This window comes from Clostridium lundense DSM 17049 (assembly GCF_000619945.1).
In the GTDB taxonomy this organism is placed as follows: domain Bacteria; phylum Bacillota; class Clostridia; order Clostridiales; family Clostridiaceae; genus Clostridium_AO; species Clostridium_AO lundense.
In genome coordinates this window covers 264255-289316 of record NZ_JHVC01000001.1, presented here as the reverse complement: position 1 = coordinate 289316, position 25062 = coordinate 264255, and the positions used below count along the sequence as shown (strand labels likewise).

At 28.7% G+C, this 25062-nt stretch carries 23 protein-coding genes and 1 pseudogene; 7 read left to right on the top strand and 17 right to left on the bottom strand.

Translation table 11 applies throughout. The annotated features are described in order from the left end of the window. Positions 1-105: 105 nt before the first annotated feature. Positions 106-1806: a methyl-accepting chemotaxis protein gene (locus T514_RS0101335; protein WP_027623121.1), complete on the bottom strand. Its 1701-nt coding sequence runs from the start codon at positions 1804-1806 to the stop codon at positions 106-108. Between the two features lie 179 nt (positions 1807-1985). Between T514_RS0101335 and T514_RS0101330 the strand changes: the two genes are divergently transcribed. Beyond that, a complete protein-coding gene (locus T514_RS0101330; protein WP_027623120.1) occupies positions 1986-2543 on the top strand; it encodes a GDSL-type esterase/lipase family protein in 558 nt (185 codons plus the stop codon). Between the two features lie 3 nt (positions 2544-2546). Here T514_RS0101330 and T514_RS0101325 read toward each other — a convergent pair whose 3' ends face one another. Both T514_RS0101325 and T514_RS0101320 read right to left on the bottom strand, forming a co-directional pair. Continuing rightward, the gene (locus tag T514_RS0101325; protein ID WP_027623119.1) at positions 2547-3281 is read right to left on the bottom strand and encodes a flagellar motor protein MotB; all 735 of its coding nucleotides are present in this window, start codon (positions 3279-3281) and stop codon (positions 2547-2549) included. Further along, positions 3281-4069 carry a flagellar motor protein gene (locus tag T514_RS0101320; protein ID WP_027623118.1) on the bottom strand — a complete coding sequence of 263 codons (789 nt, stop codon included), beginning with the start codon at positions 4067-4069 and terminating at the stop codon, positions 3281-3283. The genes T514_RS0101325 and T514_RS0101320 overlap by 1 nt, the downstream gene beginning before the upstream one ends. Positions 4070-4446: 377 nt before the next feature. On the opposite strand from T514_RS0101320, the gene T514_RS0101315 reads away from it, so the two are divergent. Both T514_RS0101315 and T514_RS0101310 read left to right on the top strand, forming a co-directional pair. Beyond that, positions 4447-5034: an ECF transporter S component gene (locus T514_RS0101315; RefSeq protein ID WP_027623117.1), complete on the top strand. Its 588-nt coding sequence runs from the start codon at positions 4447-4449 to the stop codon at positions 5032-5034. Between the two features lie 85 nt (positions 5035-5119). After that, positions 5120-6082, top strand: coding sequence for a P1 family peptidase (locus tag T514_RS0101310; protein ID WP_027623116.1), 963 nt, complete (start codon positions 5120-5122; stop codon positions 6080-6082). A 43-nt stretch (positions 6083-6125) separates the two neighbouring features. Here T514_RS0101310 and T514_RS0101305 read toward each other — a convergent pair whose 3' ends face one another. Beyond that, on the bottom strand, positions 6126-6659 hold the full coding sequence (locus tag T514_RS0101305) for a 50S ribosomal protein L25 (protein ID WP_027623115.1): 534 nt from the start codon (positions 6657-6659) through the stop codon (positions 6126-6128). 332 nt (positions 6660-6991) lie between these two features. Between T514_RS0101305 and T514_RS0101300 the strand changes: the two genes are divergently transcribed. After that, positions 6992-7306 carry a hypothetical protein gene (locus T514_RS0101300; protein WP_027623114.1) on the top strand — a complete coding sequence of 105 codons (315 nt, stop codon included), beginning with the start codon at positions 6992-6994 and terminating at the stop codon, positions 7304-7306. A gap of 38 nt (positions 7307-7344) precedes the next feature. On the opposite strand, the gene T514_RS0101295 is transcribed toward T514_RS0101300, so the two are convergent. The 3 genes from T514_RS0101295 to T514_RS0101285 form a co-directional block, all read right to left on the bottom strand. Next, positions 7345-9012, bottom strand: coding sequence for a Na/Pi cotransporter family protein (locus T514_RS0101295; protein WP_027623113.1), 1668 nt, complete (start codon positions 9010-9012; stop codon positions 7345-7347). 180 nt (positions 9013-9192) lie between these two features. Next, entirely contained in the window at positions 9193-10911 is a 1719-nt protein-coding gene (locus T514_RS0101290; RefSeq protein WP_027623112.1) for a methyl-accepting chemotaxis protein, read from the bottom strand. Positions 10912-11187: 276 nt separating this feature from the next. Further along, positions 11188-11889, bottom strand: a complete 702-nt coding sequence (locus tag T514_RS0101285) for a LiaI-LiaF-like domain-containing protein (RefSeq protein ID WP_027623111.1) — start codon at positions 11887-11889, stop codon at positions 11188-11190. A gap of 211 nt (positions 11890-12100) precedes the next feature. Here T514_RS0101285 and T514_RS0101280 point away from each other — a divergent pair, with 211 nt between their 5' ends. Continuing rightward, complete coding sequence (locus tag T514_RS0101280) at positions 12101-12472, top strand: hypothetical protein (RefSeq protein WP_027623110.1); 372 nt, start codon at positions 12101-12103, stop codon at positions 12470-12472. 47 nt (positions 12473-12519) lie between these two features. Here T514_RS0101280 and T514_RS0101275 read toward each other — a convergent pair whose 3' ends face one another. Continuing rightward, positions 12520-13014 (bottom strand): LURP-one-related/scramblase family protein, encoded by a 495-nt coding sequence (locus T514_RS0101275; protein WP_027623109.1) that lies wholly within the window; start codon positions 13012-13014, stop codon positions 12520-12522. Positions 13015-13053: 39 nt separating this feature from the next. Beyond that, positions 13054-13644 carry a DUF1836 domain-containing protein gene (locus tag T514_RS0101270; protein ID WP_027623108.1) on the bottom strand — a complete coding sequence of 197 codons (591 nt, stop codon included), beginning with the start codon at positions 13642-13644 and terminating at the stop codon, positions 13054-13056. 211 nt (positions 13645-13855) lie between these two features. Here T514_RS0101270 and trhA point away from each other — a divergent pair, with 211 nt between their 5' ends. Next, a complete protein-coding gene (trhA, locus tag T514_RS0101265) occupies positions 13856-14506 on the top strand; it encodes a PAQR family membrane homeostasis protein TrhA (protein WP_027623107.1) in 651 nt (216 codons plus the stop codon). A 27-nt stretch (positions 14507-14533) separates the two neighbouring features. Here the strand turns inward: trhA and T514_RS0101260 are convergent, their stop codons facing one another. Next, entirely contained in the window at positions 14534-15865 is a 1332-nt protein-coding gene (locus T514_RS0101260) for an FMN-binding glutamate synthase family protein (RefSeq protein ID WP_027623106.1), read from the bottom strand. Between the two features lie 96 nt (positions 15866-15961). Continuing rightward, entirely contained in the window at positions 15962-16636 is a 675-nt protein-coding gene (locus tag T514_RS0101255) for a TerC family protein (RefSeq protein WP_027623105.1), read from the bottom strand. A 189-nt stretch (positions 16637-16825) separates the two neighbouring features. Between T514_RS0101255 and T514_RS23640 the strand changes: the two are divergent. Continuing rightward, a pseudogene (locus T514_RS23640) lies at positions 16826-18190 on the top strand (urease accessory protein UreH domain-containing protein); the annotation flags it as partial. A gap of 85 nt (positions 18191-18275) precedes the next feature. Here T514_RS23640 and T514_RS0101245 read toward each other — a convergent pair. The 6 genes from T514_RS0101245 to T514_RS0101220 form a co-directional block, all read right to left on the bottom strand. Then, positions 18276-20372 (bottom strand): methyl-accepting chemotaxis protein, encoded by a 2097-nt coding sequence (locus tag T514_RS0101245; protein WP_027623104.1) that lies wholly within the window; start codon positions 20370-20372, stop codon positions 18276-18278. Positions 20373-20602: 230 nt separating this feature from the next. Next, positions 20603-21739, bottom strand: coding sequence for an acyltransferase (locus tag T514_RS23635; RefSeq protein ID WP_051541689.1), 1137 nt, complete (start codon positions 21737-21739; stop codon positions 20603-20605). A 122-nt stretch (positions 21740-21861) separates the two neighbouring features. Beyond that, complete coding sequence (locus T514_RS0101235) at positions 21862-22071, bottom strand: heavy-metal-associated domain-containing protein (protein ID WP_027623103.1); 210 nt, start codon at positions 22069-22071, stop codon at positions 21862-21864. A 68-nt stretch (positions 22072-22139) separates the two neighbouring features. Next, a complete protein-coding gene (locus T514_RS0101230) occupies positions 22140-24578 on the bottom strand; it encodes a heavy metal translocating P-type ATPase (protein ID WP_027623102.1) in 2439 nt (812 codons plus the stop codon). 39 nt (positions 24579-24617) lie between these two features. Then, positions 24618-24755, bottom strand: coding sequence for an LDCC motif putative metal-binding protein (locus T514_RS26880; protein WP_169735790.1), 138 nt, complete (start codon positions 24753-24755; stop codon positions 24618-24620). A 14-nt stretch (positions 24756-24769) separates the two neighbouring features. Next, positions 24770-25036, bottom strand: coding sequence for a metal-sensing transcriptional repressor (locus tag T514_RS0101220; RefSeq protein WP_027623101.1), 267 nt, complete (start codon positions 25034-25036; stop codon positions 24770-24772). Positions 25037-25062: the final 26 nt, after the last annotated feature.

Below are 25062 nucleotides of genomic sequence, written 5' to 3'. Positions count from 1 at the left end.
ACAAATATTCATCTAAAACTAAAATTACTTATCTTAACAGTATAACTATTACCTAATTATAACATAAATAGCAATATGATTAAATTTCTTACAATAATAAAATGGTTAAATTTTAAACACATCTATATTTTGTCCTATATTCTCTACAGAATTATTAAGATTTTGTATACTGTCTACAACTTTTTGCGAAGAAGAATACATTTCTTGAGATGCTACTAGTATCTCTTCTGAGGATGTTGAAACTTCTTCAGCCATTGAAGACGCACTTTCTATTTTCTCTATTATTTCTTTTTTATCTTCATCAATTTTTGAAGCTGCCTCATTTACCTCGTATATTTTAGGGATTATATCATTTATACCATCTATTATTTCCTTAAAAGATTCAATAGATGAATTTATTATGTTAATTCCCTCATTAAATTCTTTACCCATATAGTCTGTTGTAAATACTACTTCCTCAGTATCCCTTGATATGTCTTCAATTAAATTGTTTATATCTTTAGAAGACATTTTGCTTTCTTCTGCTAATTTTCTTATCTCCTCTGCTACTATTGCAAACCCCTTTCCTTGCTCTCCTACCCTAGCAGCTTCGATGGAAGCATTTAAAGCCAATAGATTAGTTTGATCTGCTATGTTATTTATAACTATTGTTATTTCATTAATTTTTCTAATATTTTTATCTAAATTTCCTACTCTTTTTGTAACAAGTTTTAATGTACCATTTATTTTATTTATTGATGAATATAATTTTTCTAATTCTTTGCTACTATTATTAGCCTTAAAATTTATTTCCACTGACCCCATATTAATATTATTTATAGATTTTATAATATTATCTAGTAATTCTCCAAAAGAATTTAAAATTGATGAAATACCTATTAAATCATTTGCCTGACTATCTGTACCTTTTGCTATATCTCCAATTGCTTGGGATACACTTTCACAAGAGGCAAGCATTACTTCAGATACATATGATAAATTTTTTGAGTCTTTTTTTATATTATTAGAATTATCTTTTATATTTTTTACTAGATCCTTAATTTTATTTATTGTTGCATTTAATTCATTCCCTATATCCTTAATTTCATCTGTTGAATTAATTAAACATAAACTTGTTAAATCTCCAGTAGAAAGTATATTTAAACTATATAGAACTTCTTTAATATTAAGCACAAGCTTATTTGTTCTTATATTAGCTAAAAGTATGCATATAAAAAGCAGCACTAAAGATATAAAAATAATTACCATTAAAATATTATTTATACTTTTATCTATAATACTTTTTTCTACACCAATAAAGAGAGCTCCTATTACTCTATTATCCTTATCCTTTATAGGTATATATTTTGTTTCATATTTGCTATTCAATACATTTGCTTGACCTGAAAAAATGTTGCCATTTTTTATTACGCTTTCATATACTTCCTTAGACATCTTTGTTCCAACAGCTCTTTTTCCCTGATCTATTACATTTGTAGCTATTCTTGTATCATTTAAAAATATAGTAGCTGCTACCTCAGTTTCTTTTTTAATTTCATCCACAAATTCCGTATCATTATTAATTAATTTATCACCTTTGTACAGTTTATCCCCATTAACTATCCATTCACCTGGATATGTTTTATTCAAGTATTTAATAATTAAATTTACATTTGAATTAAGCTTAGTTTTTATATTTTCTGTTGCCAACTTTCTTGTTTGAATATTAGTTATAATTAAAATACTACCTACCAATAATGCCAATATTGAAATAATAAAAATCATTAGCTCTGTCTTTAAACTTTTCTTTAAATTAAACTTTTTCATGCTAGTCCTCCTTTTGCTATCCAAAATATTATTTTGATTATCAAAGTAAATTTAGGTATTAAATTCTACATTTTTTTTCAAAATCCTCTTTTAAAACTAAAATAATGATTTCAGTAATTTAATATGTTATACTATTTTAAAACGTAGGCATATTATCAATATTTTTTAAGGAGGATAAGATGAAAATTGTTTGTTTAGGGGATAGTATTACATATGGTTATGGAGTTTATCCTGGGGAAAATTGGTGTGACATTATTAGAAAAAATCTAAATGTAGACATAATAAACAAAGGTTTAAATGGCGACACTAGCTCTGGTATGCTTTTTAGATGCTTTGATGATGTTATAAATTTAAAACCTTCTTCTGTTATAATTATGGGTGGAACCAATGATTTCTTAATGGGTTATAATATAACTAGAGTAATAGACAATATATGTACTATTATCACTGAAATGGAACAAAAAAGTATCTGCCCATATTTAGGTATTCAAATTCCTGTTCACAGTACTTTAGCTAAAAAATTTTGGGATTCAAATATAGATTATTCTCTAGTGAATGCTAATATTGAAGATTATAGAAGCAAAATGCTTAATTTTTGTATCAGGTACAATATAAAGTTTTTTGACTTCTATAAAGCATTTAAATGTAGTACTGAAAATTTTAATTCCTTATTTATTGATGGTATTCATCCTACAAAAAAAGGTCATGAAATAATGGCTAGAACTATCAGTTTCTAGCCATTATTTTTTATTATTTTCTATTTGATTAAATTTGCTATCCATTATTACTATGTCTACTCTTCTATTTCTAATTCTACCTCTTTCATCTTTATTACTATCAACTGGTCTCCATTCACCGTATCCCACAGCTGAAAGTTTTTGAGGAGGAATCCCTGCCTTATCTATTAAAAGCATAGTAACATTTGCAGCCCTTTCACAAGAAAGCTGCCAATTAGACTGAAATCTATCATTTTTAATAGGTATGTTGTCTGTATGACCTTCTATTCTTATATAATTATTTATTTTGTTTAATATGTTTCCTATTTCTATAAGCTTCTTCTGAGAATCGGGCTTAATTTCTGCTTTCCCAATATCAAAAAATAGAGTATTATTCAAACTTATTACTAATCCTCTTTCATCAATATTAGTACTAACAGTACCTTTCATTCCATTATTTTTTAAATATGTATCTACTTGATTTTTAATCTCTTCAATTTTTGATTTTTCAGTAGTTTCTTGATTTATTGTTGGTTTTGTCTCAGAAATACTTGGAGAGTTATCATCCCCAACTATAGTTTTACCTGTACCATTAAAAACCACACTAAAGGAGTCACTTACAGCTTTATATTTAGTAGTATCTATATTACTAGAAGCATACATAATAACAAAAAATATCATTAAAAGTGTTATTAGATCTGAATAAGTAAGAAGCCATCTCTCATGGTTAGGTTCTTTTTCATGACCTTTTTTCTTCATTATCCCGCCACCCTATCTAATTTTTCAAATTCAATTAATTGCTGTTTATCTAAAAATCCTTTTAATTTTTCCGATATAGTATTAGGGTTAACACCTTCTTGTATAGCAAGTACAGCTTCCATAATTAAAACTTTTTCTTTAAATTCTTCATTATCTAAAGCTTTTAATTTAGCAGCAATTGGAAGCCACGCTAAATTAGCAAAACCAACTCCATATAAAGTCGCAATAAAAGCTACCGCTATCTTAGGTCCTAAACTACTTGGATCCTCCAAACTACCTAAAACATGTACAAGTCCCATAACTGTACCTATTATTCCCATAGTAGGAGAGAATCCTCCTGCTGCTTCAAACATGGACGCTGCCTCTTTATGTCTTTCTGACGCTGCTTCTACATCTAATTCAAGCACTCCCTTTACAACCTGTGGATCTGTTCCATCAACAATAAGCTGTAATGCTTTTTTGATAAATGGATCCATGTTATTATCACTTAAGTCATTTTCCAAACTTAAAAGACCATCTTTTCTTGTTTTATAAGCTACTTCCTTAAAATAAATTATAAGTTTTACTAAATTTCCGTCATGTTTTTTAAATAATACTCCAAATATCTTAGGAAGTTTCTTTAATGTACTTGCAGGGAAAGAAACTCCAACAGTTGCAACAGTACCACCAAAAACTATCATAGCTGCTGTAGGTGCTAGAAGTGCTGTTATATGTCCTCCTTCTAATATAAAGGAAATAATCATTATTAAAAAACCAAATACTAAAAAGCCAACTGTTACAATGTCCATATTTTTCTCCTTTCTTGACAATTATAAATTAAGTATTTTTTGTATTTTAATATCATTTTTATCCTTTAAAATTGTATTATTTACGTTACATTATCAACAAAAATCTTTGCAAAATTATAAAATATTATATTCCTATGTATATAAAGAGCGACTCTTTCCTACATAATATTTTCCATATGTGATTATCGTTCGAATATTTTGGAAATTAAGTATATATTAAAAATATTGTTGATAAACTTTTAACAAAAGTATTTGATTTTATGCAAAAACATGATAAAATGTTTTCGTCGGTATTCTTATGAAACTGAACGCTTATAAGTTTAATAAGAAAAATTCGAATTATATCCTAAAAAGGAATAAGAACGGAGGTAACTATTATGGAAAAAAAATTAAAGAGCTCACCAATGTTTAACACAAGACAATTAGCTGTCATCGGAATGCTGTCTGGAATCTCTATCTTACTTGGTATATCTGGATTAGGGTTTATACCAATTCCACCAGTTAAAGCTACAATTATGCATATTCCTGTTATTATAGGTGCCATACTAGAAGGTCCTGTAGTAGGTGGTATGATTGGATTAATTTTTGGTATATTTAGTGTTATACAAGCTATCACAAATCCTACACCATTATTTTTTGTTTTTGTAAATCCAATAGTATCAGTTTTACCTAGAATTCTTATAGGTATAGTGTCATATTATTTTTATAATATGATTAAAACAAATCATAACTCTATAAAGATTGGCATAGGAGCTTTTATTGGTTCTATCACAAATACTTTTGGTGTTTTAGGATTAATGTACTTATTATATGTTGAAAGATATGCAAAAGTTTTTAATATAAGTGTTTCTGCTGCTAAAAAAGGTATAATTGCCATTGGACTAACTAATGGATTACCTGAAGCCGCTATTTCTGTTTTAATTACAATTCCTGTAGTTATGGCAGTGAAAAAATTCAAAAAGTAAATTTCAACTCCTGGCTTTAGGTCAGGAGTTTTTTATAGTACAATATAAAAAAGTATAGCGTATCTTTTTAAAAGGAGAATTAGTTATGAAAGAAATAAATTTTATAGATATAGAAGGAATTAAAGTAGGCCACGCACAAAGTATTGAGGATGGTACAGGTTGTTCAGTAGTAATATGTGAAGGAGGAGCTTCTGCCGGGGTAGATGTAAGAGGTGGGGCTCCTGGCACTAGAGAAACTGATCTTTTAAACCCAGTTAATCTTATTGAAAAAATTCATGCAGTAGTATTAGCTGGAGGAAGTGCTTTTGGTCTTGATGCTGCTAGTGGAGTAATGCAATATTTAGAAGAAAGAAATGTAGGTTTTGATGTAGGAGTTACTAAGGTTCCCATTGTTTCCTCTGCTGTTCTTTTCGATTTAACTGTAGGAAATAGTAAGATACGGCCTGATAAAGATATGGGCTATAAAGCTTGTATACATTCAGAAAATAACATTAAAGATCTACAAGGTAATGTGGGTGCTGGTACTGGTGCTACTGTTGGAAAATTCCTAGGCCCTGAGTATTCAATGAAGGGAGGGCTGGGTAGTTATTGCGTTCAAGTAGGAGATTTACAGGTTGGAGCTTTGATTGCTGTAAACTGCCTAGGTGATGTAATAGAGCCTGAGAATGGTAGAATACTTGCAGGAGCCTTAAAGAAAGATGGAACTTTTCTTAATACAGAAGAAATTATGATAAAGAATTATAATGAAAAAAAGAATTTGTTTGCAGGGAATACTACTATAGGTATAGTAGCCACAAATGCTATACTTACAAAATCACAAGCTAATAAAGTAGCTTCTATGGCTCATAATGGATATGGTAGAACTATGAGACCTGCCCATTCCATGTTTGACGGCGATACCTTATTTACTATGGCTACAGGAAAAGTAGAGTCTGATATAAATGTAATTGGATTGCTAGCCGCTAGAGTTGTAGAAAGAGCTGTAGTTAATGCAATTTTAAATGCTTCAACTATGTATGGACACGTTGCTTATAAAGACTTATTGTAATTATTAAAAAATAAAGGTGGATAAAAAAACTCCACCTTTATTTTTATGCGTTTGTTATTACAGCTAAAATTGTGTCTGGATCTTTTAATAATTTGATAGAAGAATCTAATTTTAAATCTTTTATCTTTATTTCCTCACCAAATTGCATATTATTTACTGCTATTTCAACATTATCAGGAATTTTTGAGGAGTCTCCTTCTACATCTACTTCATTACTATACACCTGAAGGTAAAGATCTCTATTGTTTAATAAATCTTTTTCAGCGAATATAACAGGTACAGTCCATTTAACTGATTCCTTACCTTCAACAGCCTGAACATCTATATGCACTATTTCACCTGTAGCTAAATCTCTTGATACTTCCTTTATTATACCCTGCTTTTTCTTATCATCTAGGTAAAAATTTATTTTTGCTTTCTCACCTTTTTCTTTTAATAAATTTATAAGTTTTGTTTTTTCAAATTTTACGGATGAATTCTCTACATCCTTACCATAAACCACTCCTGGTATAAATCCCTCTCTTCTTGCTATTCTAGCTTTCTCATTTCTTGCAAAAGCTTTAATAATTCCTTCCATTTTAAACCCTCCTTAGTTTGTCGTTAGTCGGTACATAATTGATTATAACATACTATGGAAATATTATGCACTTTTATAATATAATTTACAATAACTTTACATTATCTTTTTCTTGTTAAAGTTTTTAAAAGATTTTTCGAATAAATATATATAATATTGATTTCCATTGTAAAATTTATGATATAATAGTAAAATATACTGAATATCATTCTAAATGTTGAATTTAAGTATAAAATAGAATAAAGAGAATACATTATGTATATAATGATGTAAAAAAGACTTTTTATTGTCTTTGGAAATTACTATAAAAACAAAAGGAGGAATAAAATATTATGAAAAAGAATAATAATACTTTGGGTAAAATTGCTATTATGACTGCTGCAGTAGGATTAGGCACTTATGTATATAAAAAACTTATGGATAAAAATTCAAAAAAAGATGAAAATCTAAATAATCGAGTAGTGGAAATTGAAGATTTAGAGGATTTATCCTGCGATGGTACTAAAACAAATGAACCTGAAACCAATAGTTGTTGTGGGTGTTCTTCTGAAGAAGCAAATTCTAGTTTTGAAATAAAATTAGATAATTTGAACAATGAAGAATCAAATTCCGAAGAAAAAAATAAGGAAGATAATCCTATTGGATAACACAAAGAGGAGGCTTAACCTCCTCTTATTTTATAATATTATTTAATTGTTACTGTTTTTTGGATACCTGTTGAATTTTCATCCAACTTTTTCAAATGATTTATGTTAAGAATAGCTTCAGCTATATTTAAAGAGTGGTCTCCTACTCTTTCAAAATTGCTAATTATATCTAAATATATAGCACTTACTCTTGCCTCACAAGCAGATGAATTTAATCTCTTTATATCATTATCCCTTAATTCTTCCTCTAAATCATCTATTTTTTGTTCAACTTCATATACAGATTTAGCTATATTAACATCATTACGTTCAAAAGAAGTAATAGATTTATCTAAAGCATCTAAAGTATATTTATATATGCCTTTTAATTCTCCCATTGCTTCCTCAGAGAAAATTAGTCTCTTGGAAACCTTCTCCACAGATAAATCCGCAATATTTTTTGCGTGATCTCCTATACGTTCCACATCTTTTACCACACGGAACATAGAAGTTACTATATCTACTTGCTCTTTTGAAATCTCAGTATTGGAAAGCTTAACAAGGAACTTAGTTATTTCTTCTTCTAATAAATCTATTAGATCTTCTTCCTCTCCAACTCTTTTTATAAGAGCTTCATCCCCAGTTTCTAGTGATTCTACAGCAAATTTAAAACTTTCTTTAGCTTTATTAGCCATAGCAACTATTTCCTTTGAGCACTGACCAACTGCAATTACTGGAGTTTCCAATAATCTATCATCTATGTACTGTATTCCAACGTGTTCCTCTTCTGCATCTCCTGGAATAACTTTATTAACAAAAGCTACTAGATACTTGATAAATGGTGCCTGTATTATAACATTTGCTATATTGAAGAATGTATGTGCATTAGCAATCTGTTTTCCAATATTATCAGGAGTTATTGAAACTATTAAAGAAGATACTGGCTTTAATATTATTACAAATATAATTGTTCCAATAACATTAAATGTTAGATGTATAAGAGCAGCTTTTCTAGCATTTTTATTTGTTCCTATGCTAGATAAAAGCGCTGTAGCACAAGTTCCTATATTATCTCCAAACAAAACCGGTAAAGCTACTTGTATAGGAATCAATCCATTAGTTCCTAGTGCTATAAGTATACCAATAGTAGCTGATGAACTTTGTACTGTAGCAGTCAATCCTAATCCTACAAGCACTCCTAATATTGGATTATATGATAATGTAGCTACAATACTTTTAAATCCTTCTGAATGTGAAAGTGGTTCCATAGAAGATGACATAGTCTTCATTCCTATAAAAAGAATACCAAATCCTAATATAATACTTCCAATTTCTTTTATCTTGTTACCTTTTGAAAATAGAACCATTAAGGCTCCTACTCCAACAAATATAGGTGCTGCTGTAGTTAAATTAAGAGCAACCAACTGCCCAGTAACGGTTGTACCAATATTAGCTCCCATTATTACCCCTGCAGCTTGATATAAATTCATAAGTCCTGCATTAACAAATCCTACTACCATTACAGTAGTAGCACTACTACTTTGAATAATTGCTGTAACTATAGTTCCTGTGAATATAGCTTTAATTGGATTAGAAACTATTTTTTCAAAAAATATTTTCAATCTATCCCCTGCTGCATTTTCAAGCCCATCTCCCATAAGCTTCATACCATACAGGAATAGACCTAGTCCTCCGAAAAGACCTATTACCATTGTGAAAATGTCCATTTTCTTACTCCTTCCGTTACATTTGTTATGTTTACAACTTTATATTACATTATTTTTAACAGAAATAAATGATTTTTAACCCAATTTAACATAGATTTAACATAAAAACCAATTAGTCAACAAACTAAAAAGGAGAAGCTTTTTTATAGTCTCTCCTTTTTGTTTCTATATCTTATTTAATTAACCAACATTAAATTTTTGCATAAGTGTTTTTAAATTATCTGCAGTTTTAGAGTTATTATTATTTTCATCTAAAATCATGCCATTTTTCTCATTTACTTCCCCAACATTTTCAGCTATTTCCTCAGAAGATCTCGCTACCTCTGTTACTGAGGTTGCTACATCTTCCATACTTCTAGCTATCTGATCTATAGATGAAGCTATATTTTCTGAAAGCTGTGTGAAATTTTCTATTATATCTTTTACTGTATCTCCATCATTTTTATATTGACAACTTACATTAATAAGTTTTTCATAATCTTTTAATACCTCTTTTTCAAGCACATCTAACACATATTCAGAAGAATTTGCAAGTTCCTTTACAGCTTGGAATACTTGTTTTACATTTTGTTGTATATTAGATACTGCCTGAGAAGACTGTTCTGCTAGCTTTCTTACTTCCTCTGCTACGACTACAAAACCCTTTCCATGCTCTCCTGCACGTGCTGCTTCTATAGCTGCATTTAATGCAAGTAAATTAGTTTGTTCTGCTATACCTAATATGCTATCAGCCATTTGAGATATATTCTCTACCACTATTACATCCTTTATAGCTTTCTCTAATTTATATTTTGATTCTCTATAAATATTTTCTACGTTTTCTTTAGATTTGGAAGTATCACTATTTACGCTATCCGCATTTTGCTGTATATTTAAAGCTAATTGTAATCCTTCCTGAGCTTTTTTCGCTGTGTTTTCCACATCTTCTTTAACAGTAGCTGCCATAGAAGCTACTTCTTCCACAGATGCCGAGCACTCTTCCATACTTGCGGATATTTCTTCTGTAGCAGCAGATACCTGTTCTACTTGTGAATTTACTATAGAAAACATATCTCCACTTTTATTTACACTATCAATTAAGTTATCGCTTTCATTTTTAACTTGAGTTACTAGATTTCTTATAGTAATTACAGCGTTATTTAATGCTTCAATAGTTTCCCCAATCTCATCTTTTGTATAAACCTCTAAATTAAAATTAAAATCTCCTTCTGCCATTTTACCAGCAGCCTTTGATAGCTCTTCCATTTGTTCTGTAATACTTCTTTTTATTAATATTGCAAAAATAAATCCTAATGCTATAACAACAAAAGTTATAATTAATACTAATTTTTTAGACTTTTGAGCTGCAATTTCAGAATTATTTACTTCTTCATCGCAATGCTGATTTTGAAAATCTATTATAGCTTGAATACTATTAATCCATTCCTCTTCTGGTTTACTTAAATCAAGTAACATTTTTTCCATTTCCTTATTTGAAATGTTTGCATTCATCCCTTTTTTCAAGGTTTCCTCAAAAATAGGTTTAGCTGTTACTTCTTTTTCTTTTATTGCTTTAAATAGTTCTCTTCCCTTCTCTGTATTTAAGATCTTCTCCAGTTCCCTCTCATCTTCATTATAACTTTCAACACTTTCATTATAAATTTTTTGTTGTTGAGCCATATAATTAACATCATTACTAACCAATATATTTCTAAGGCTTGTCCTTGCTTTATTTATATCTCCTCTCATTGCATTAGCTAATTCAACTTTTTTATTACTTACATTCCCTATTTCAGCAAAGTTCATATTCAATTCATTTAGTCTCAAAACTGATACCAACGATATAATGATAATAAGCACTATCATTGTTCCAAAACCTAAAATAAGTCTATTTCCTAGTTTGATTTTTTTTAAATTCACTTCCTCCACCTCTCCCTTGTTAATAACTGAAATAACTGGTTTTATTAATAGATTCTACTATATTTATTTAAATTTATCACAATATCTTTACTGTAATTTTTAGTGTTTTTCAAGTGATTTTCATATATTTAATACGTTTTTCATGCATTTACCACATTTTTAATATAAATTTATCTAATTTTATATTAAATGCTTAATTTTAATATAAATATCTCAAAAATTATATAAAATAAAAAATAAGCCCATAGTTTTTATCTATAGACTTATTTTTTATTACTAAATATAATTTTTAATATCAATTCCTCCAAAGGCAGCTATACATTTAATTTTTAAAATAGGCCTTCCTGAAAATAATTCTTGTTCTTCTGGCATTTGTTCCATTCTCGTTTTATTGCTCCATCCTCCAAATATAGGTATACCTGTTACTACTACTTTCCAATGTTCTGGTACTATTAAATCAATACCACCAAATGCAGTAGTTAAATCCACCATTGCTCCTTCTGGTGCAATTTCAGCTCCTCTTAAATCTATAGTTGCACCTCCAAATAAAGTTAGAACATTTCCACCTCTAAAATTTTTTGATAAATTTCTATTTTCTAATGCAGAAAATACACAAAAATAGTCAATTGTATCATCTTGTACTTCTCTCATTCCTTTATCATATAATTTTTTTTTTCCTTTAGAGAAAAGCATATTAACTCCGATGATTATAAACAATATAGGCCAGAAAAATTTGGTTATACTTACATCTAATATATCCAGTTTCCTTAATTGCATTAAAAATCCTACTGCTATCCATACCATAGGCCACGTATAATTTCCCTGACTATCTAATAATTTACTTACACCAATTGCAATAATTATTAATGGCCACCAAGTGGACATAATATTATGCACATCCATAATGTTTAATTGCTGCAACAATATTGCTACTCCAAATAATATAAATATAATTCCAAGAGTATACTTTCCCTTCATTAAATATCACCCCTAAGTAATTAATCTTGTAATTAAATTATATAAATAACTTTGTCATTAAAATAGTAAAAAAAGTCATTAAAGTAGTATGACTAAAGTCATGTTATTTTGCCATAATGTTTATAGCATTTAAAAACTCTTAGTGGGCATGATAAAAATGTACGTAAATTAAAAATTTTATTATCTTAAATTAGTTAGGAGGAGCTTTAAGATGGATGATAGAGAAAAAAAATCTTGTAATGCAATTGAAAAAGAAAATAGGATAGATGAATTAATAAACCTAGTAGAAAAAAATACAAGAACAGAAAGACATCTAGAACAGCATTCAGATATTTCTTCTCCTTCTAGATTAGAAAGTGCAAAAGAATTACTAAATACTAGACAAGAAAATATAGAAACTCTAAAAGATAAAATAATATATGACGATGGCGGCCCTACAGATGAACGAGAAAATTTAGTTAAAAATATGGCATTTACTGAAGGGTATATAGAACACAATTCAGATCATATGAGTAACGAACAACTACAAAATATGAAAGAGAAACAGCAAAATAGAAAAGATAAATTAAATGAATTAAGTTAAAAATAGGAAGCAAAAGCTTCCTATTTTTATTAATTAAACATCAATAGTTATCTATTATTATTGTTATTTTTATCATCATATATAACTTGATCTAAAACAATAACTAAAGCTAATATAAAAGCTGGATTTTCAAAAGATTCTATATCTACTTCATAGCAATCAGCTAAAGATAGCCATGCTTTTTTAATCCTAGCTACCTGATGACCATTTTTAATTATAGAAAAATCATGAGCTAATACATTTCCTTCTATTTCATAATCTCCTATAACACTTTCAATTACAAATTTATGATTGAAAAATGTTAACTTCTTTTTCACCCCTGCTATTAAATTATCCCCCTGAAATATATTATACTGTGGTAAAAACTTTAAAAGTTTTTGTTCTATATAAATATGTTCCCTTCCCTGCATATCTAAAATTCTAAGTTTATCTCCAATAGTCAACACTTTACTTGTTACTTGAAACACATCTTCTCCATTAGAATTTTTAATAGTAAACTTATCCCCTATAGAAAATATTTTCTCCCTTACTATATATATCATATAAATTCCCCCTTTAAAAATTCATTTTTTCCCCTAATATTAATCTTTTAAATAATTATCTATTAGTTTTTCAGCCATCCTTTTATAAATATTTGCTCTATTACTTAATATTAAAACAGTAGTAAGTAACTTTATTGTGTCTTTTTTTTCTTCTTGAAAATTTTTAAATTCATCTTCAATATTCTCAACAATATGATTAAAATCATTTTTTAACTCTTCATTTTCCTTAGTTTTAATATTTAAAAAAGATTTATATATTTCATCTATATGTATGTCTTCCTTTATAGACTCAACTTTTTCATTAAAAATTGGACTTAGAAGAGCATTTATATCGTTTATGGATAGTACTTGTTTTAAATTATATATTAATATTAAAAGTATCATATGTTCTATAGTATACTTTTTCTTTTTAGCAGGCATAAGTATTTTTCCCTTAGTATAGTTATTAATCATTGTTTTAGTAAGTATTTTATCCTCTGAATTTCTTTTACAATCTAAAAGCTTATCCTCAAAAAATGTGGTAACTTGATCCATATATAAATCTATACATGGAATTTCCTCTAAAGATATTTCTTTACTACTAATTATTTCATTAAACAACTTACTTATGTCTTGTTTATTATATTCCATTAAATTCACCTCAAATACATTCTATAGTAAAAAAAACCTTAATTCAATAAAAATGTAATACAGATATTGATTTTTTTATTCAATAAGCGTATTATAATATCATGACATGTAGTTTTCAAAACCACATAAAGTTACATAGATATATTTATAAATTTCTATTATTGTGTAAATACTATAATGGTAAAATAATAATACAAGGGGGCTTTTTGAATTGTTAAAAAAATTTAGAGATCCGATAAGCGGTTTTACTCATCTCATAGGTGCTTTCTTATCTTTCATTGGACTAGTTTTATTATTGAAGTTGTCAATATACAAAGACAGCTCTTGGGCAATAATAGCTTTTTCAATCTTTGGTATTAGTCTTATACTTCTATACTCTGCCAGCTCTACTTATCATATAGCTAGGGTATCCCAAAAGGTAATAAACATATTAAGAAGAATTGATCACTCTATGATATATATATTGATTGCTGGCACATATACTCCTATATGCCTGCTAGCATTAAAAGGAACCTTAGGAATTACTCTTTTCACTATAGTATGGATTTTAGCTTTTACTGGAGTTATGTTTAAAATGTTTTGGTTTAACTGTCCAAGAGTATTATCAACTTTATTTTATATTATTATGGGCTGGCTAGTTGTATTTTTTATTGTTCCAATAATTAAAGCCATATCCATAAAAGGATTTGTATGGCTTTTAATAGGAGGGATCTTTTATACTGTAGGAGGTATAATATATGCACTAAAATGGCCAAAAATTAACTCAAAGCTTTTTGGTTTTCATGAAATTTTTCACATATTTGTAATGTTAGGGAGCTTATGTCACTACTATCTTATGGTGAAATTTGTAATGTTTCTTTAAAAAAAGGTTGCTTTGCAACCTTTTTAATTACTCACAAGCATCCCCAGCATATCCTATTTTCAAAACACTACTTAATTCCTTATCTACACAAACTAAATCTTCTTTAGCTAATTGATCTACACTTGTTTTTCCCATAGCGGAAAGAGCTAGCTTCATTTCCTCCTTACAGGAATTTAAAAAGTTTGATAAAGTTTGAGCACCTTTATCTACATCCAATTCTTTTGTTAGTTTTCCTCCATATAAAACTAACTGTGGGGTACTTTCATAGGTAAGAGTTTTAATAATCTGACTTTGAATGGTAGCTATAACAGCTATAGATCCTATATAAACTGCCTTTGCACCAAGAGCTGCTGCTTTTAAAAATTCTCCTGGTGTCTTTAGCCCTCCTGCTACTATTAAATCATACTTATCCTTTATTTCCTTTCCTTCTAAATAATTAACAGCTCTAGATAAAGCAAATAAAGTCGGCAACCCCATATCATCCTCTAGGGTAGGCGGAGCACTTGCAGTTCCTCCTTCCGCACCATCTATTACAATGAAATCTGCTTCTGTACTTGTTATTACATCTAATTCCTTTTCAATAAAATGAGTAGCTGCAATTTTTATTCCAACAGGTACTCCATATTCACTTTTCAAATTGTTAACTAAATTTATTAGGTCTTCTAAAGAATCGATTCCTTCCATCCTAGATCCTTTTTTTGCATCTTCATTGGAATTTAAATGCCATGTATTTCTTAAATGTTCCCCTATTTCATTAGCTGGTATATTAGTAGGCACAGCACCTCCCCAAGCTCCTTGCCCCATTTGTATTTCTATAGCATCTAGTTTACCTAAATCTTCTTTGCTTCTAAGCCATCCTCCCCTATTATATTGTCCTATTAAAAGTTTCGCTGCTTCTCTTTCTTCTGCACAAACACCAGATTCTCCTGTATTTGTAGCTGTGCCGGCTATAGAAGCTCCCCTCGCTAAAGCAGTCTTTGTCTCTAAACTTAAAGATCCACCATAAGACATTCCCGTTATCATTACAGGCATAGATATTACTAATGGTTTTATACACTTCTTTCCAATAATCACTTCTGTACTTATACTATCTAACTTTTCTACAGGCAAGTTAAATAATTGCCTTCCATTTAAAAATAATTTATTCCACTGAGATTGTACATTGGGACTTCCATAAGTTCTTTGAAGGACTTTCCCACTCTCTCCTCTAATGCAAGCCTCCACAATAGCATTAACACCTATTTTTTCCGCTGCTGTAGCCATTACAAAAAAATTTTCTGGATAATCCTTAGTAAGTATATTAATCATCATTTCATCAGAAAGATTATTTAGAACACTATTCACCATCTTTTCTAACACAAATCTTACCTCCTTTAGATATTTTTATTTATTTTCTGTTAAAGGAGTATTTATTATTCAAAAATAAGAGCCTCACTAAGAAGTGAGGCTCTTATTTTATGATATTAAGTCTTTACTATTTCTTGTAATATATAATCCATATGCCAATGTAAGAAGCGCCATTGCATAAGGGAAAGCTATTAAAAAGCTGTGTGGTATTTTATGTATTATTAATCTATCTTCTAATAACATTTTAAATGCAGTGTGAGCGAGTATTCCTCCTCCTATATAAATAGCTATAGGATATTTATTCATAATTTTTGCAACATATCGACTTCCAAAGAAAATAATAGGAATATTTAAAGCTAATCCAAAAATTATTAAAGGTATGTTCCCTTCGGCAGTACCTGCTATAGCTAATACATTATCTAAACTCATAGTAATATCTGCTATAATAATACTCCATACCGCTCCCCAAAATTTACTTTCTACCTTTACATCTTCTTCTTCGTCTTCTCCTTTTATAAAATCCCAAGTAATCTTTATAAGCAGTAATCCTCCTATTAGTTTTATAGGTAACCACTGTATATTTAAAATCAAAGTAACACAAGATGCAAAAATTATTCTCAAAATTATGGCTGCACTAACCCCAATTACTGCTGCTCTTTTTGCAAATTTCTCTGGAAGATCCTTTGTAGCCAAAGCTATAACCCCTATGTTATCTCCACTTAATACAATATCTAGCAATGTTATTTTTAAAGCTCCAATAACTAAAAATAAAATTCCTTCCATACATTATGCCCCCTAATATTACTAAAAGTAATCATTTTATATTAACTCAATAAATTATATACGTTAATATAACATTTTTCAACTAAATTCTACGTTTTTTTACCTCGTAAATATGTAATTTTGCCTTCATAATATCTTTATAAATTTCAAATATAATCTTCTTAATAAACATAATAAGGAGGTTATTTCATGGAAATAAAAAAGGTTAGACTTAAAGTTTATAATATGACCTGCAATTCTTGTGAAAAAAGAATAGAAAAAGATATAAATACTCTACCAGGAATTATATGGGTTAAAGCAAATTTTAAAGATGGTATAGTGGAAATTCATTATGATGATCGTGTTTGCAATATAAATAAAATAAAATCTGCCATAGAAAAAGCAGGCTATCATTTAACAGAGCCTGGTAATAAAAATATTATAGGAATTTTAATTATAGGTTTTATAATATGGAACTTATCTAAATCTACCAATGGTTTTAATATGGAAACTAGTTTAAATAATGCTTCCTACTTTGCACTATTTGTAATAGGGCTGCTTACATCCATTCATTGTGTTGGTATGTGTGGAGGAATAATGCTTTCTCAAAGTATAGTTAAAGAAAAAAGTACTAAGCTTGAAGCTATAAAACCTGCTATATTATATAATCTAGGAAGGGTACTATCTTATACCGTACTAGGTGGAGCTATAGGTGCTTTAGGTTCTCTTTTTTCTCTTTCACTATTTTCTAAGGCAATTATTCAAATTATTGCAGCAATATTTATGATAATAATGGGATTTAATCTAGCAGGATTTAATTTATTTAAAAAGTTCTATATTAAGCTTCCCTGGAATAGTTGTTCTTTAAAAAGAAAGTTTTCTTCTCCTTTTTTAGTGGGTATATTAAATGGTTTTATGCCTTGTGGACCACTACAAACACTGCAAATTTATGCTCTTAGTACTGGAAGTGCCTTTAAAGGCGCCTTATCCATGTTTATTTTTTCTTTAGGTACAGTACCTCTTATGTTTAGTTTTGGAACTTTATCTGGTTTATTGAGCAAAAAATATACAAAAAATTTGCTAAGATATAGTGGAATTTTGATCATATTTCTAGGTTTAATTATGGGTAATAGAGGACTTGCTCTTATGGGATTTAATAATCCTTTAGAATTGGTATCATCTTCAAAACTACTATCAAATAATAAAGATAAAAATTTAAATATAACTAAGCCAATAATTAAAGATGGTGTACAAATTATAAATATTACTGCTGATTCTAGAGGATATACTCCTAATGTGCTTTATGTTCAAAAAAATACTCCAGTAAAATTGATAATAGACGGAAAGAGCCTAAATTATTGCAATAATGAAATTATATTTTCTTCACTTGATATCCAAAAGAAATTAGAAAGTGGAGAAAATGTTATAGAATTTACTCCTAATAATAAGGACATTAATTTTAGTTGCTGGATGGGTATGATAAGAGGATATATAAAAGTAGTAGATGATATCAATTCTACAGAAAACTTAAAACCTGGGGATATAGTAGTTCCTAATAGTTCTACCCCTAGTTGTTGCAGTCCTACCCCTTAAGCCATTAATAAAAAAATTTAGTCTTAGTTTATTTACAAGTTAAGCTAAGACTAAATTTATAACTTAATTACAATTTAAATTTATTTACACCATCCATCATTTCTTTTGCAGTTTCGCTTAATGTATTAGCCTCTGAAGACACCTTATTTGAAAAGCTACTCATCTGCTCTGTAGAAGAAGTTATTTCTTCTGTAGAAGCACAAACTTCTTCTGAAACTGAAGATATATTTTCTAACTTATTAAGTATACTAGTTTTACTATTATCTATATCTTCTATAGATTCTGTTATTTTTTCTATCTTAGGTAATATATCCTCTATAGCCTGAATTATATCATTAAATGAATTGGTTGATATATTAATAACAGCTTTTTCATTTTCCAGTTCCTTATACATATGATCTTTATTATTATCAATAATGCTGGCATCCTGGAATATATCACCTACAAGTTTATCAATATCTTTTGATGAAATCTTTGTTTGTTCTGCAAGGTCTCTTATTTCATCAGCAACTACAGCAAATCCTTTTCCAGCCTCTCCTGCTCTAGCTGCTTCAATAGCTGCATTTAAAGCTAATAAATTTGTTTGTTCTGCTATATCATTTATTAGATTAGTAATATTGCTTATTTGTTCCATACTAGAAATAAGTTTCTCAAATCCATGAATAAATTCTTTAAAAGATTCATTAGTAATATCTACGGAATTAATTAATGAATTCATATTACTACTACCACTTTTAACTAAACCATCTATACTCTGAGAATTATTGTAAACGTGGGATACATCACCTAAAACATTTTCTATATCTCCACTAAATTCATGTAATATCTGAACTATATCTACTAATTCTTGTGATTGGGAACTCGCTCCTTTTGCAATTTGTGCAATAGCCATTGATATTTCCTTAGAAGAACTTGACATTTCCTCTACAAATTTAGATAACGTGCTAGAGTATTCATCTATATATGTGGACTTGTCTTTTACATTACTAATAATATCCCTAATAGAATGTTGCATGCTTTTTGCCGACTGCATAGCTTTTCCTATTTCATCATTATGCTGTAAATGTCCTTCATCTATTTCCCGAGAAAAATCACCCTGACCTAAAATCTGAACATGATTAGATATATAACTAATAGGTTCAGAGATTTTTCTAGCCATATACATAGATACCATTATACTTAATGCTATAAATATAATCGTTAACACTATGTTTATTATTAATATGCTTTTTGCAAGAACATATATTTCACTTTTATCTATAAAAATTATACAATTCCAGCCTATATCCTCATTTGTAAACCTTTGCACCTTAACTATATAATTTTTCCCATCAGAATGTTTAATTTCAAATGTTTTTCCTATTGATTTATTTATATCTCCGAAATTTTCCGAATTTTCTTCTTTTATATTCTTACTTAATAAAGTCTTATCTTTTGGATGAGCTAATATATTTCCATTTTTATCAGTTATAATCATATATCCATTCTTACCAATCTTCATAGACTTAACCATATCTGAAAGTTTAGTTAAATTCATATCATAACCAATTACACCTTTTATTCTTCCATTATCTTTCATGGCCTTTATAAAGCTTATAACTGTATCCCCGTTGGTCATTTGATACATGTCAGTAACATTTACTTTATCAGAATTACTCTTACCAGTTTTATACCATTCTCTTGTTCTTGGATCATACCCTTTTTTTATGTTTACCCTAGGATACTGTACATACCCTCCATTACTTTCCACACCTATAAATATAGATTGTGTAGAACTATGACTTTTCGTAAAGTTTTCTAAATAATTAAAAACCTCATTCTCATAGTTTTTATTTTTAACTGCATTTTTACTATCTTCTTTTGAATCAAAATACGTTGGTAAACTATTATCAAAATCTTTACTGATAATTACAGGCATTTTACTTAGCATATTTATATTTTCTTCTATAGAACTTATATATGTGTTAATTTCTTCTTCTCCTTGGGAAATACTTAAATCTATGGAATTCATATAAGTATCCTTTATATTATTTACCGTCACTATTGATATTATAATTGTTAAGGTTAGTATACAAACTAATATTAGCGAGGTAAATGCTACTATTAATTTGTTTTTGATGCTGCCGTTGTTACTTTTTTTAACTTTTACTGTTTTTGAATCCATTTATTACACCCCATCCCTTCTAAGTAATATATATATAATATTACAACATTTATTACTATATTTCAACATTTTTCCAAAACAATTTTAATAAAATTATTTTATTCATTAAATATTACATTTTTCTACTAAAGTGTTAAAGTGTTTGTAGATTTTCTGCCACAATTTAGTTTTTGCATATAAAAAAACATGTAGCACCAAATAAATATGTTGGACTACATGCTCTTTTATTATTATAAATTATAACCTATTATTTTCTTATCAGTATTTTGTATTCTTTTTTTATTATTTATATCTTTAATGATATTATTTTTAGCTCCTATAACATACTGGGAATATGGAAAACAATTTAAGAAGCTCATTATTATTGGTGTTGTTATTGATGTTAAAATCCATACTAAAACACCTAATATGAGGTGATTTTTTATTCCAAAATAAAATTGTAAGTTATTAGCAAACCAATTTAAAACTATAATATGTGCCATATAACCTGCAAAAGAATAATCCCCTATAAACTTAAATTTATTATATAGGCTTTTAAAGTTTGCCAAATAAATAGCTATAATATATACAACTAAAATAGTAACTATAGTAAACAATATGTACACGCTTCTTATAAATTTTACAGCCTCAATTTCATTCATATAAGTATACACTAACAAAGGCAAATAAGCTGCTATAACTACCCATTTAAATTTCATAATAATATTTTTAAAAGTTTTATAGTTTAATGCAATATAAATTCCCAATATAAAATATAATATCCAAAATATCGAAGATACATTGACAAACTTTTGCTGCAATTCTGTAGGATTATTAAATATAAATTTTCCTGCATTCTGAGATATAACATATTGATATTTGCTTAACATATAATAAGCTGGAAAAGTGCTTATAAATACTATAATTCTTAAAACCTTATTACTATTATATATTCTCTTTCCTATATATAAAATTATAGGAAAACAAATATATAATCTCAATATCATTCCCATATACCAAAGATGAAATCCTCCGTTCCCAGATAAAACCTGCCATATAAAATCATTAAAGCCATCCCTATTTCCCAACTTATACATATTTATAGCAGACCAAATAATATATGGTATTAATATGTATTTTGCTCTTTTTATATAATACTTTTTGGCATTAAAGTTATCATAATAAACATAAAATAATGATATAGCGCTTATAGTAAGAAATATAGGTACAGCAGGCTTGGCTACTATATAAAACATCTTTAAAATTAAATATTGATCCTTAGGTAATTCCTTAATATAGGAATATCCCCCTAGAATGTGTTGATCAACTACAAATATAAAAGCTATTGCTCTTATTATGTCTAATTCCTTTAATCGCTCTTTTGCCATGAATTTCTCTCCAATCAGTTCAAAAATTACCACATTACATATTTTATCACACCCTAAAAATATTTCAATTTAATTATTGCAAATAATAAAAAAGCTAATCCCTAAGGACTAGCTTTTTATTATTACTCTTCTATATTCATTACTTTGTATCCATAATCTTTAATTACATCTTTTATTTTATTATCAGTTACATTTTCATCAAATTCAGCTACTGCTACTTTTGAACTTAAATTAACATCTATATTCTTTCCTCCTATTTCTTCTAAAGCCTCCTTTACATGCTTTACACAATGCATACAACTCATTCCTTCAATAGATATTTTCTTTTTCATAATTTATTCCTCCAATTTTTATTATTTCTTACTTATTATTTGATCTTTATTATTTATTATTTATTTTTTTAGTTTGGTCTAAAGGTCTTTAACCTTAATGCATTTAAAAGCACTGAAACAGAACTAAAGCTCATAGCTGCTGCTCCAATCATAGGATTTAAAAGCGGTCCTCCAAAAATGTGTAAAAATCCCATAGCTACTGGTATTCCTATAGTATTGTATCCAAAAGCCCAAAATAAATTTTCTTTTATATTCCTTATAGTTTTTTTACTTAACTGTATTGCAGTGCCTACATCCATTAAGTCACTTTTCATTAAAACTATATCTGCAGATTCCATAGCTACATCTGTTCCAGATCCTATAGCAATTCCAACATCTGCTTGAGCAAGAGCTGGTGCATCATTTATACCATCTCCTACCATAGCAACTTTTTTCCCTTCACTTTGAAGTTTTTTAACTTCCTTTGCCTTGTCTTCTGGTAAAACCTCAGCAAGTACTCTATCTATTCCTACTTGTCTTCCTATAGCTTCAGCAGTTCTTTTATTATCTCCAGTAATCATAACTACTTCTATACCCATTTTATGAAGCTTTTCTATGGCATTTTTACTATTTTCTTTTACTGTATCTGCCACAGCTATTATTCCAGCTAATTTATCTTCAAGTGCTACATACATAGGAGTTTTTCCTTCTTCTGCTAATCTATTTGATATTTCACCAAACTCCTTTAAATCTATATTGTTTTCACTCATAAGTTTTTTATTTCCTAATAAAACTTTTTTTTCTTCTATGAAGGCTTTTATACCCTGTCCTGGTATAGCCTCAAACTTTTCTACCATCTTAAATTCTAATTCTTTTTCTTCTCCCTGCTTTACAATAGCCTCCCCTAATGGATGTTCTGAACCCTTTTCTCCACTGGCAGCTATTTGTAATAAATATTCCTCACTAATACCTTCACTAGTTATTATATCCGTAACTTTTGGTTTTCCTTCAGTTATAGTACCAGTTTTATCAAAGACTACTGTTTCTATTCTATGAGCAGTTTCTAATGCTTCACCACTCTTTATAAGAACTCCATATTCTGCTCCTTTTCCTGTACCTACCATTATTGCTGTAGGTGTTGCTAGACCTAAAGCACATGGACAAGCTATTACTAATACAGATATAAATATAGTTAAAGCAAATACATTACTTTCTCCATAAATTTTCCAACCTATAGCTGCTAATAAAGCTAAAGTTATTACTACAGGAACAAAATACCCCGCTATTATATCCGCCATTTTGGCAATAGGTGCTTTACTTCCCTGAGCTTCTTCTACTAATTTAATTATTTGGGCAAGAGCTGTATCTTTCCCTACTCTAGTAGCCTTGTACTTTATAAATCCATTTTTATTTATACTTCCACCAATGACTTTATCTCCTATATTCTTTTCTACAGGGATACTTTCTCCCGTAAGCATAGATTCATCTATAGAAGTAATTCCTTCCATAACAATTCCATCTACAGGAAGCCTTTCTCCTGGCTTTACAATAATTATGTCCTGAACTTCTACTTCATCTATAGGAATTTCTACTTCATTATCTTCTTTTAATATTCTAGCAGTCTTAGGTGCTAAGCCCATTAGCTTTTTTATTGCTTCTGAAGTCTTTCCTTTAGTAACAGTTTCTAAATATTTTCCTAAAGTAATAAGAGTTAAAATAACTCCGGCCGATTCAAAATATAAATTATTAGCATATTGCACTTCTCCTGCAAATATTTTATATATGGCAAACATCCCATATAAAAATGCTGCTAAGGTACCAATAGCTATTAAAGAATCCATATTGGGCTCTTTCCTTAATAGCGCCTTAAATCCTATCTTGTAAAACTTATTTCCGATTATCACAACAGGTAAAACCAATAAAAATTGAATTACAGCAAAATTTTTAGGATGCATTGTTGGGTGAAGTATACTAGGTATTGGGAACCCCAACATATGTCCCATAGATATATAAAGTAGTGGAACAGTAAATATAGCTGAAACCACGAACTTTTTCCACAAGAGTTTTCTCTCTTCTTCCTTCTTTTCTTTGTGTAAATCTACAGTACTTTCTTCCACTAATTTATATCCTGACTTTTCTACTGCATTTTTTATTTCTATTAGTCTAATTTTCGCAGGTTCAAAAGTTATGTTTAATTTTTCAGATGCAAAATTTACGTTAGCCTCAATAACTCCATCTAATCTTTTGCAAACTCTTTCAACAGCCTTAGCACAAGCTGCACAAGTCATTCCTTCTATACTTAAAGTTTTAGTTGTGGATTCTACTAAAGCCTTATAACCAGCTTTTTCTATAGATTTTTGAACATCTTCTAATTTAACTTTTGTCTCATCATAAGTTAAACTTAACTTCTCTGAGGCAAAATTTACATTAGCTTCAATAACTCCATCAACCCTTTTTGAAGTTCTTTCTACTGCCTTAGCACAAGCAGCACAGGTCATTCCCTCTATATTTAAAATTTGATTTTTCATTCTATCCCTCCTTAGTATTATAATACCTTAAGTAGTACTCTATTTTTTTGAGTCTTTGTTCTTTTTGGGATTACTATCCCTATTTAAACTACAACAATCTAATTTTCCGTTTCCAGAAAAAGTTTTACTATTTTCATCCGCTAATTTTTTTATAAATTTCTTAAATATATTCTTCATGCTATATATCTCTCCTATTTATCTATAAGTTTTTGTAATACACTCATTACTTCGTCTACCTTTTCTTCCCCAGAATCATGAAGAAAAGCATCTTTTACGCAATGATTTAAATGCTGTTTAAGTATTAGCATGTTAGATTTCTTTAATAAAGCTTGTGCTGATATTATTTGATTAGATATATCTATACAATACCTTCCGTCTTCTATCATTTTTATTATGCCCTCAATTTGACCTTTAGATGTTTTTAAAAGTTGTAATGCTTTTTTCTTCTCTTCATTCATAAGTTGCCCTCCTATATACCCCCCAG

Excerpts from the sequence above, each read along its gene's own strand:
- T514_RS0101335 (WP_027623121.1), bottom strand. The coding sequence starts at position 1,806 with ATGAAAAAGTTTAATTTAAAGAAAAGTTTAAAGACAGAGCTAATGATT.
- T514_RS0101330 (WP_027623120.1), top strand. The coding sequence starts at position 1,986 with ATGAAAATTGTTTGTTTAGGGGATAGTATTACATATGGTTATGGAGTT.
- T514_RS0101325 (WP_027623119.1), bottom strand. The coding sequence starts at position 3,281 with ATGAAGAAAAAAGGTCATGAAAAAGAACCTAACCATGAGAGATGGCTT.
- T514_RS0101320 (WP_027623118.1), bottom strand. The coding sequence starts at position 4,069 with ATGGACATTGTAACAGTTGGCTTTTTAGTATTTGGTTTTTTAATAATG.
- T514_RS0101315 (WP_027623117.1), top strand. The coding sequence starts at position 4,447 with ATGGAAAAAAAATTAAAGAGCTCACCAATGTTTAACACAAGACAATTA.
- T514_RS0101310 (WP_027623116.1), top strand. The coding sequence starts at position 5,120 with ATGAAAGAAATAAATTTTATAGATATAGAAGGAATTAAAGTAGGCCAC.
- T514_RS0101305 (WP_027623115.1), bottom strand. The coding sequence starts at position 6,659 with ATGGAAGGAATTATTAAAGCTTTTGCAAGAAATGAGAAAGCTAGAATA.
- T514_RS0101300 (WP_027623114.1), top strand. The coding sequence starts at position 6,992 with ATGAAAAAGAATAATAATACTTTGGGTAAAATTGCTATTATGACTGCT.
- T514_RS0101295 (WP_027623113.1), bottom strand. The coding sequence starts at position 9,012 with ATGGACATTTTCACAATGGTAATAGGTCTTTTCGGAGGACTAGGTCTA.
- T514_RS0101285 (WP_027623111.1), bottom strand. The coding sequence starts at position 11,889 with ATGAAGGGAAAGTATACTCTTGGAATTATATTTATATTATTTGGAGTA.
- T514_RS0101280 (WP_027623110.1), top strand. The coding sequence starts at position 12,101 with ATGGATGATAGAGAAAAAAAATCTTGTAATGCAATTGAAAAAGAAAAT.
- T514_RS0101275 (WP_027623109.1), bottom strand. The coding sequence starts at position 13,014 with ATGATATATATAGTAAGGGAGAAAATATTTTCTATAGGGGATAAGTTT.
- T514_RS0101270 (WP_027623108.1), bottom strand. The coding sequence starts at position 13,644 with ATGGAATATAATAAACAAGACATAAGTAAGTTGTTTAATGAAATAATT.
- T514_RS0101255 (WP_027623105.1), bottom strand. The coding sequence starts at position 16,636 with ATGGAAGGAATTTTATTTTTAGTTATTGGAGCTTTAAAAATAACATTG.
- T514_RS0101245 (WP_027623104.1), bottom strand. The coding sequence starts at position 20,372 with ATGGATTCAAAAACAGTAAAAGTTAAAAAAAGTAACAACGGCAGCATC.
- T514_RS23635 (WP_051541689.1), bottom strand. The coding sequence starts at position 21,739 with ATGGCAAAAGAGCGATTAAAGGAATTAGACATAATAAGAGCAATAGCT.
- T514_RS0101235 (WP_027623103.1), bottom strand. The coding sequence starts at position 22,071 with ATGAAAAAGAAAATATCTATTGAAGGAATGAGTTGTATGCATTGTGTA.
- T514_RS0101230 (WP_027623102.1), bottom strand. The coding sequence starts at position 24,578 with ATGAAAAATCAAATTTTAAATATAGAGGGAATGACCTGTGCTGCTTGT.
- T514_RS26880 (WP_169735790.1), bottom strand. The coding sequence starts at position 24,755 with ATGAAGAATATATTTAAGAAATTTATAAAAAAATTAGCGGATGAAAAT.
- T514_RS0101220 (WP_027623101.1), bottom strand. The coding sequence starts at position 25,036 with ATGAATGAAGAGAAGAAAAAAGCATTACAACTTTTAAAAACATCTAAA.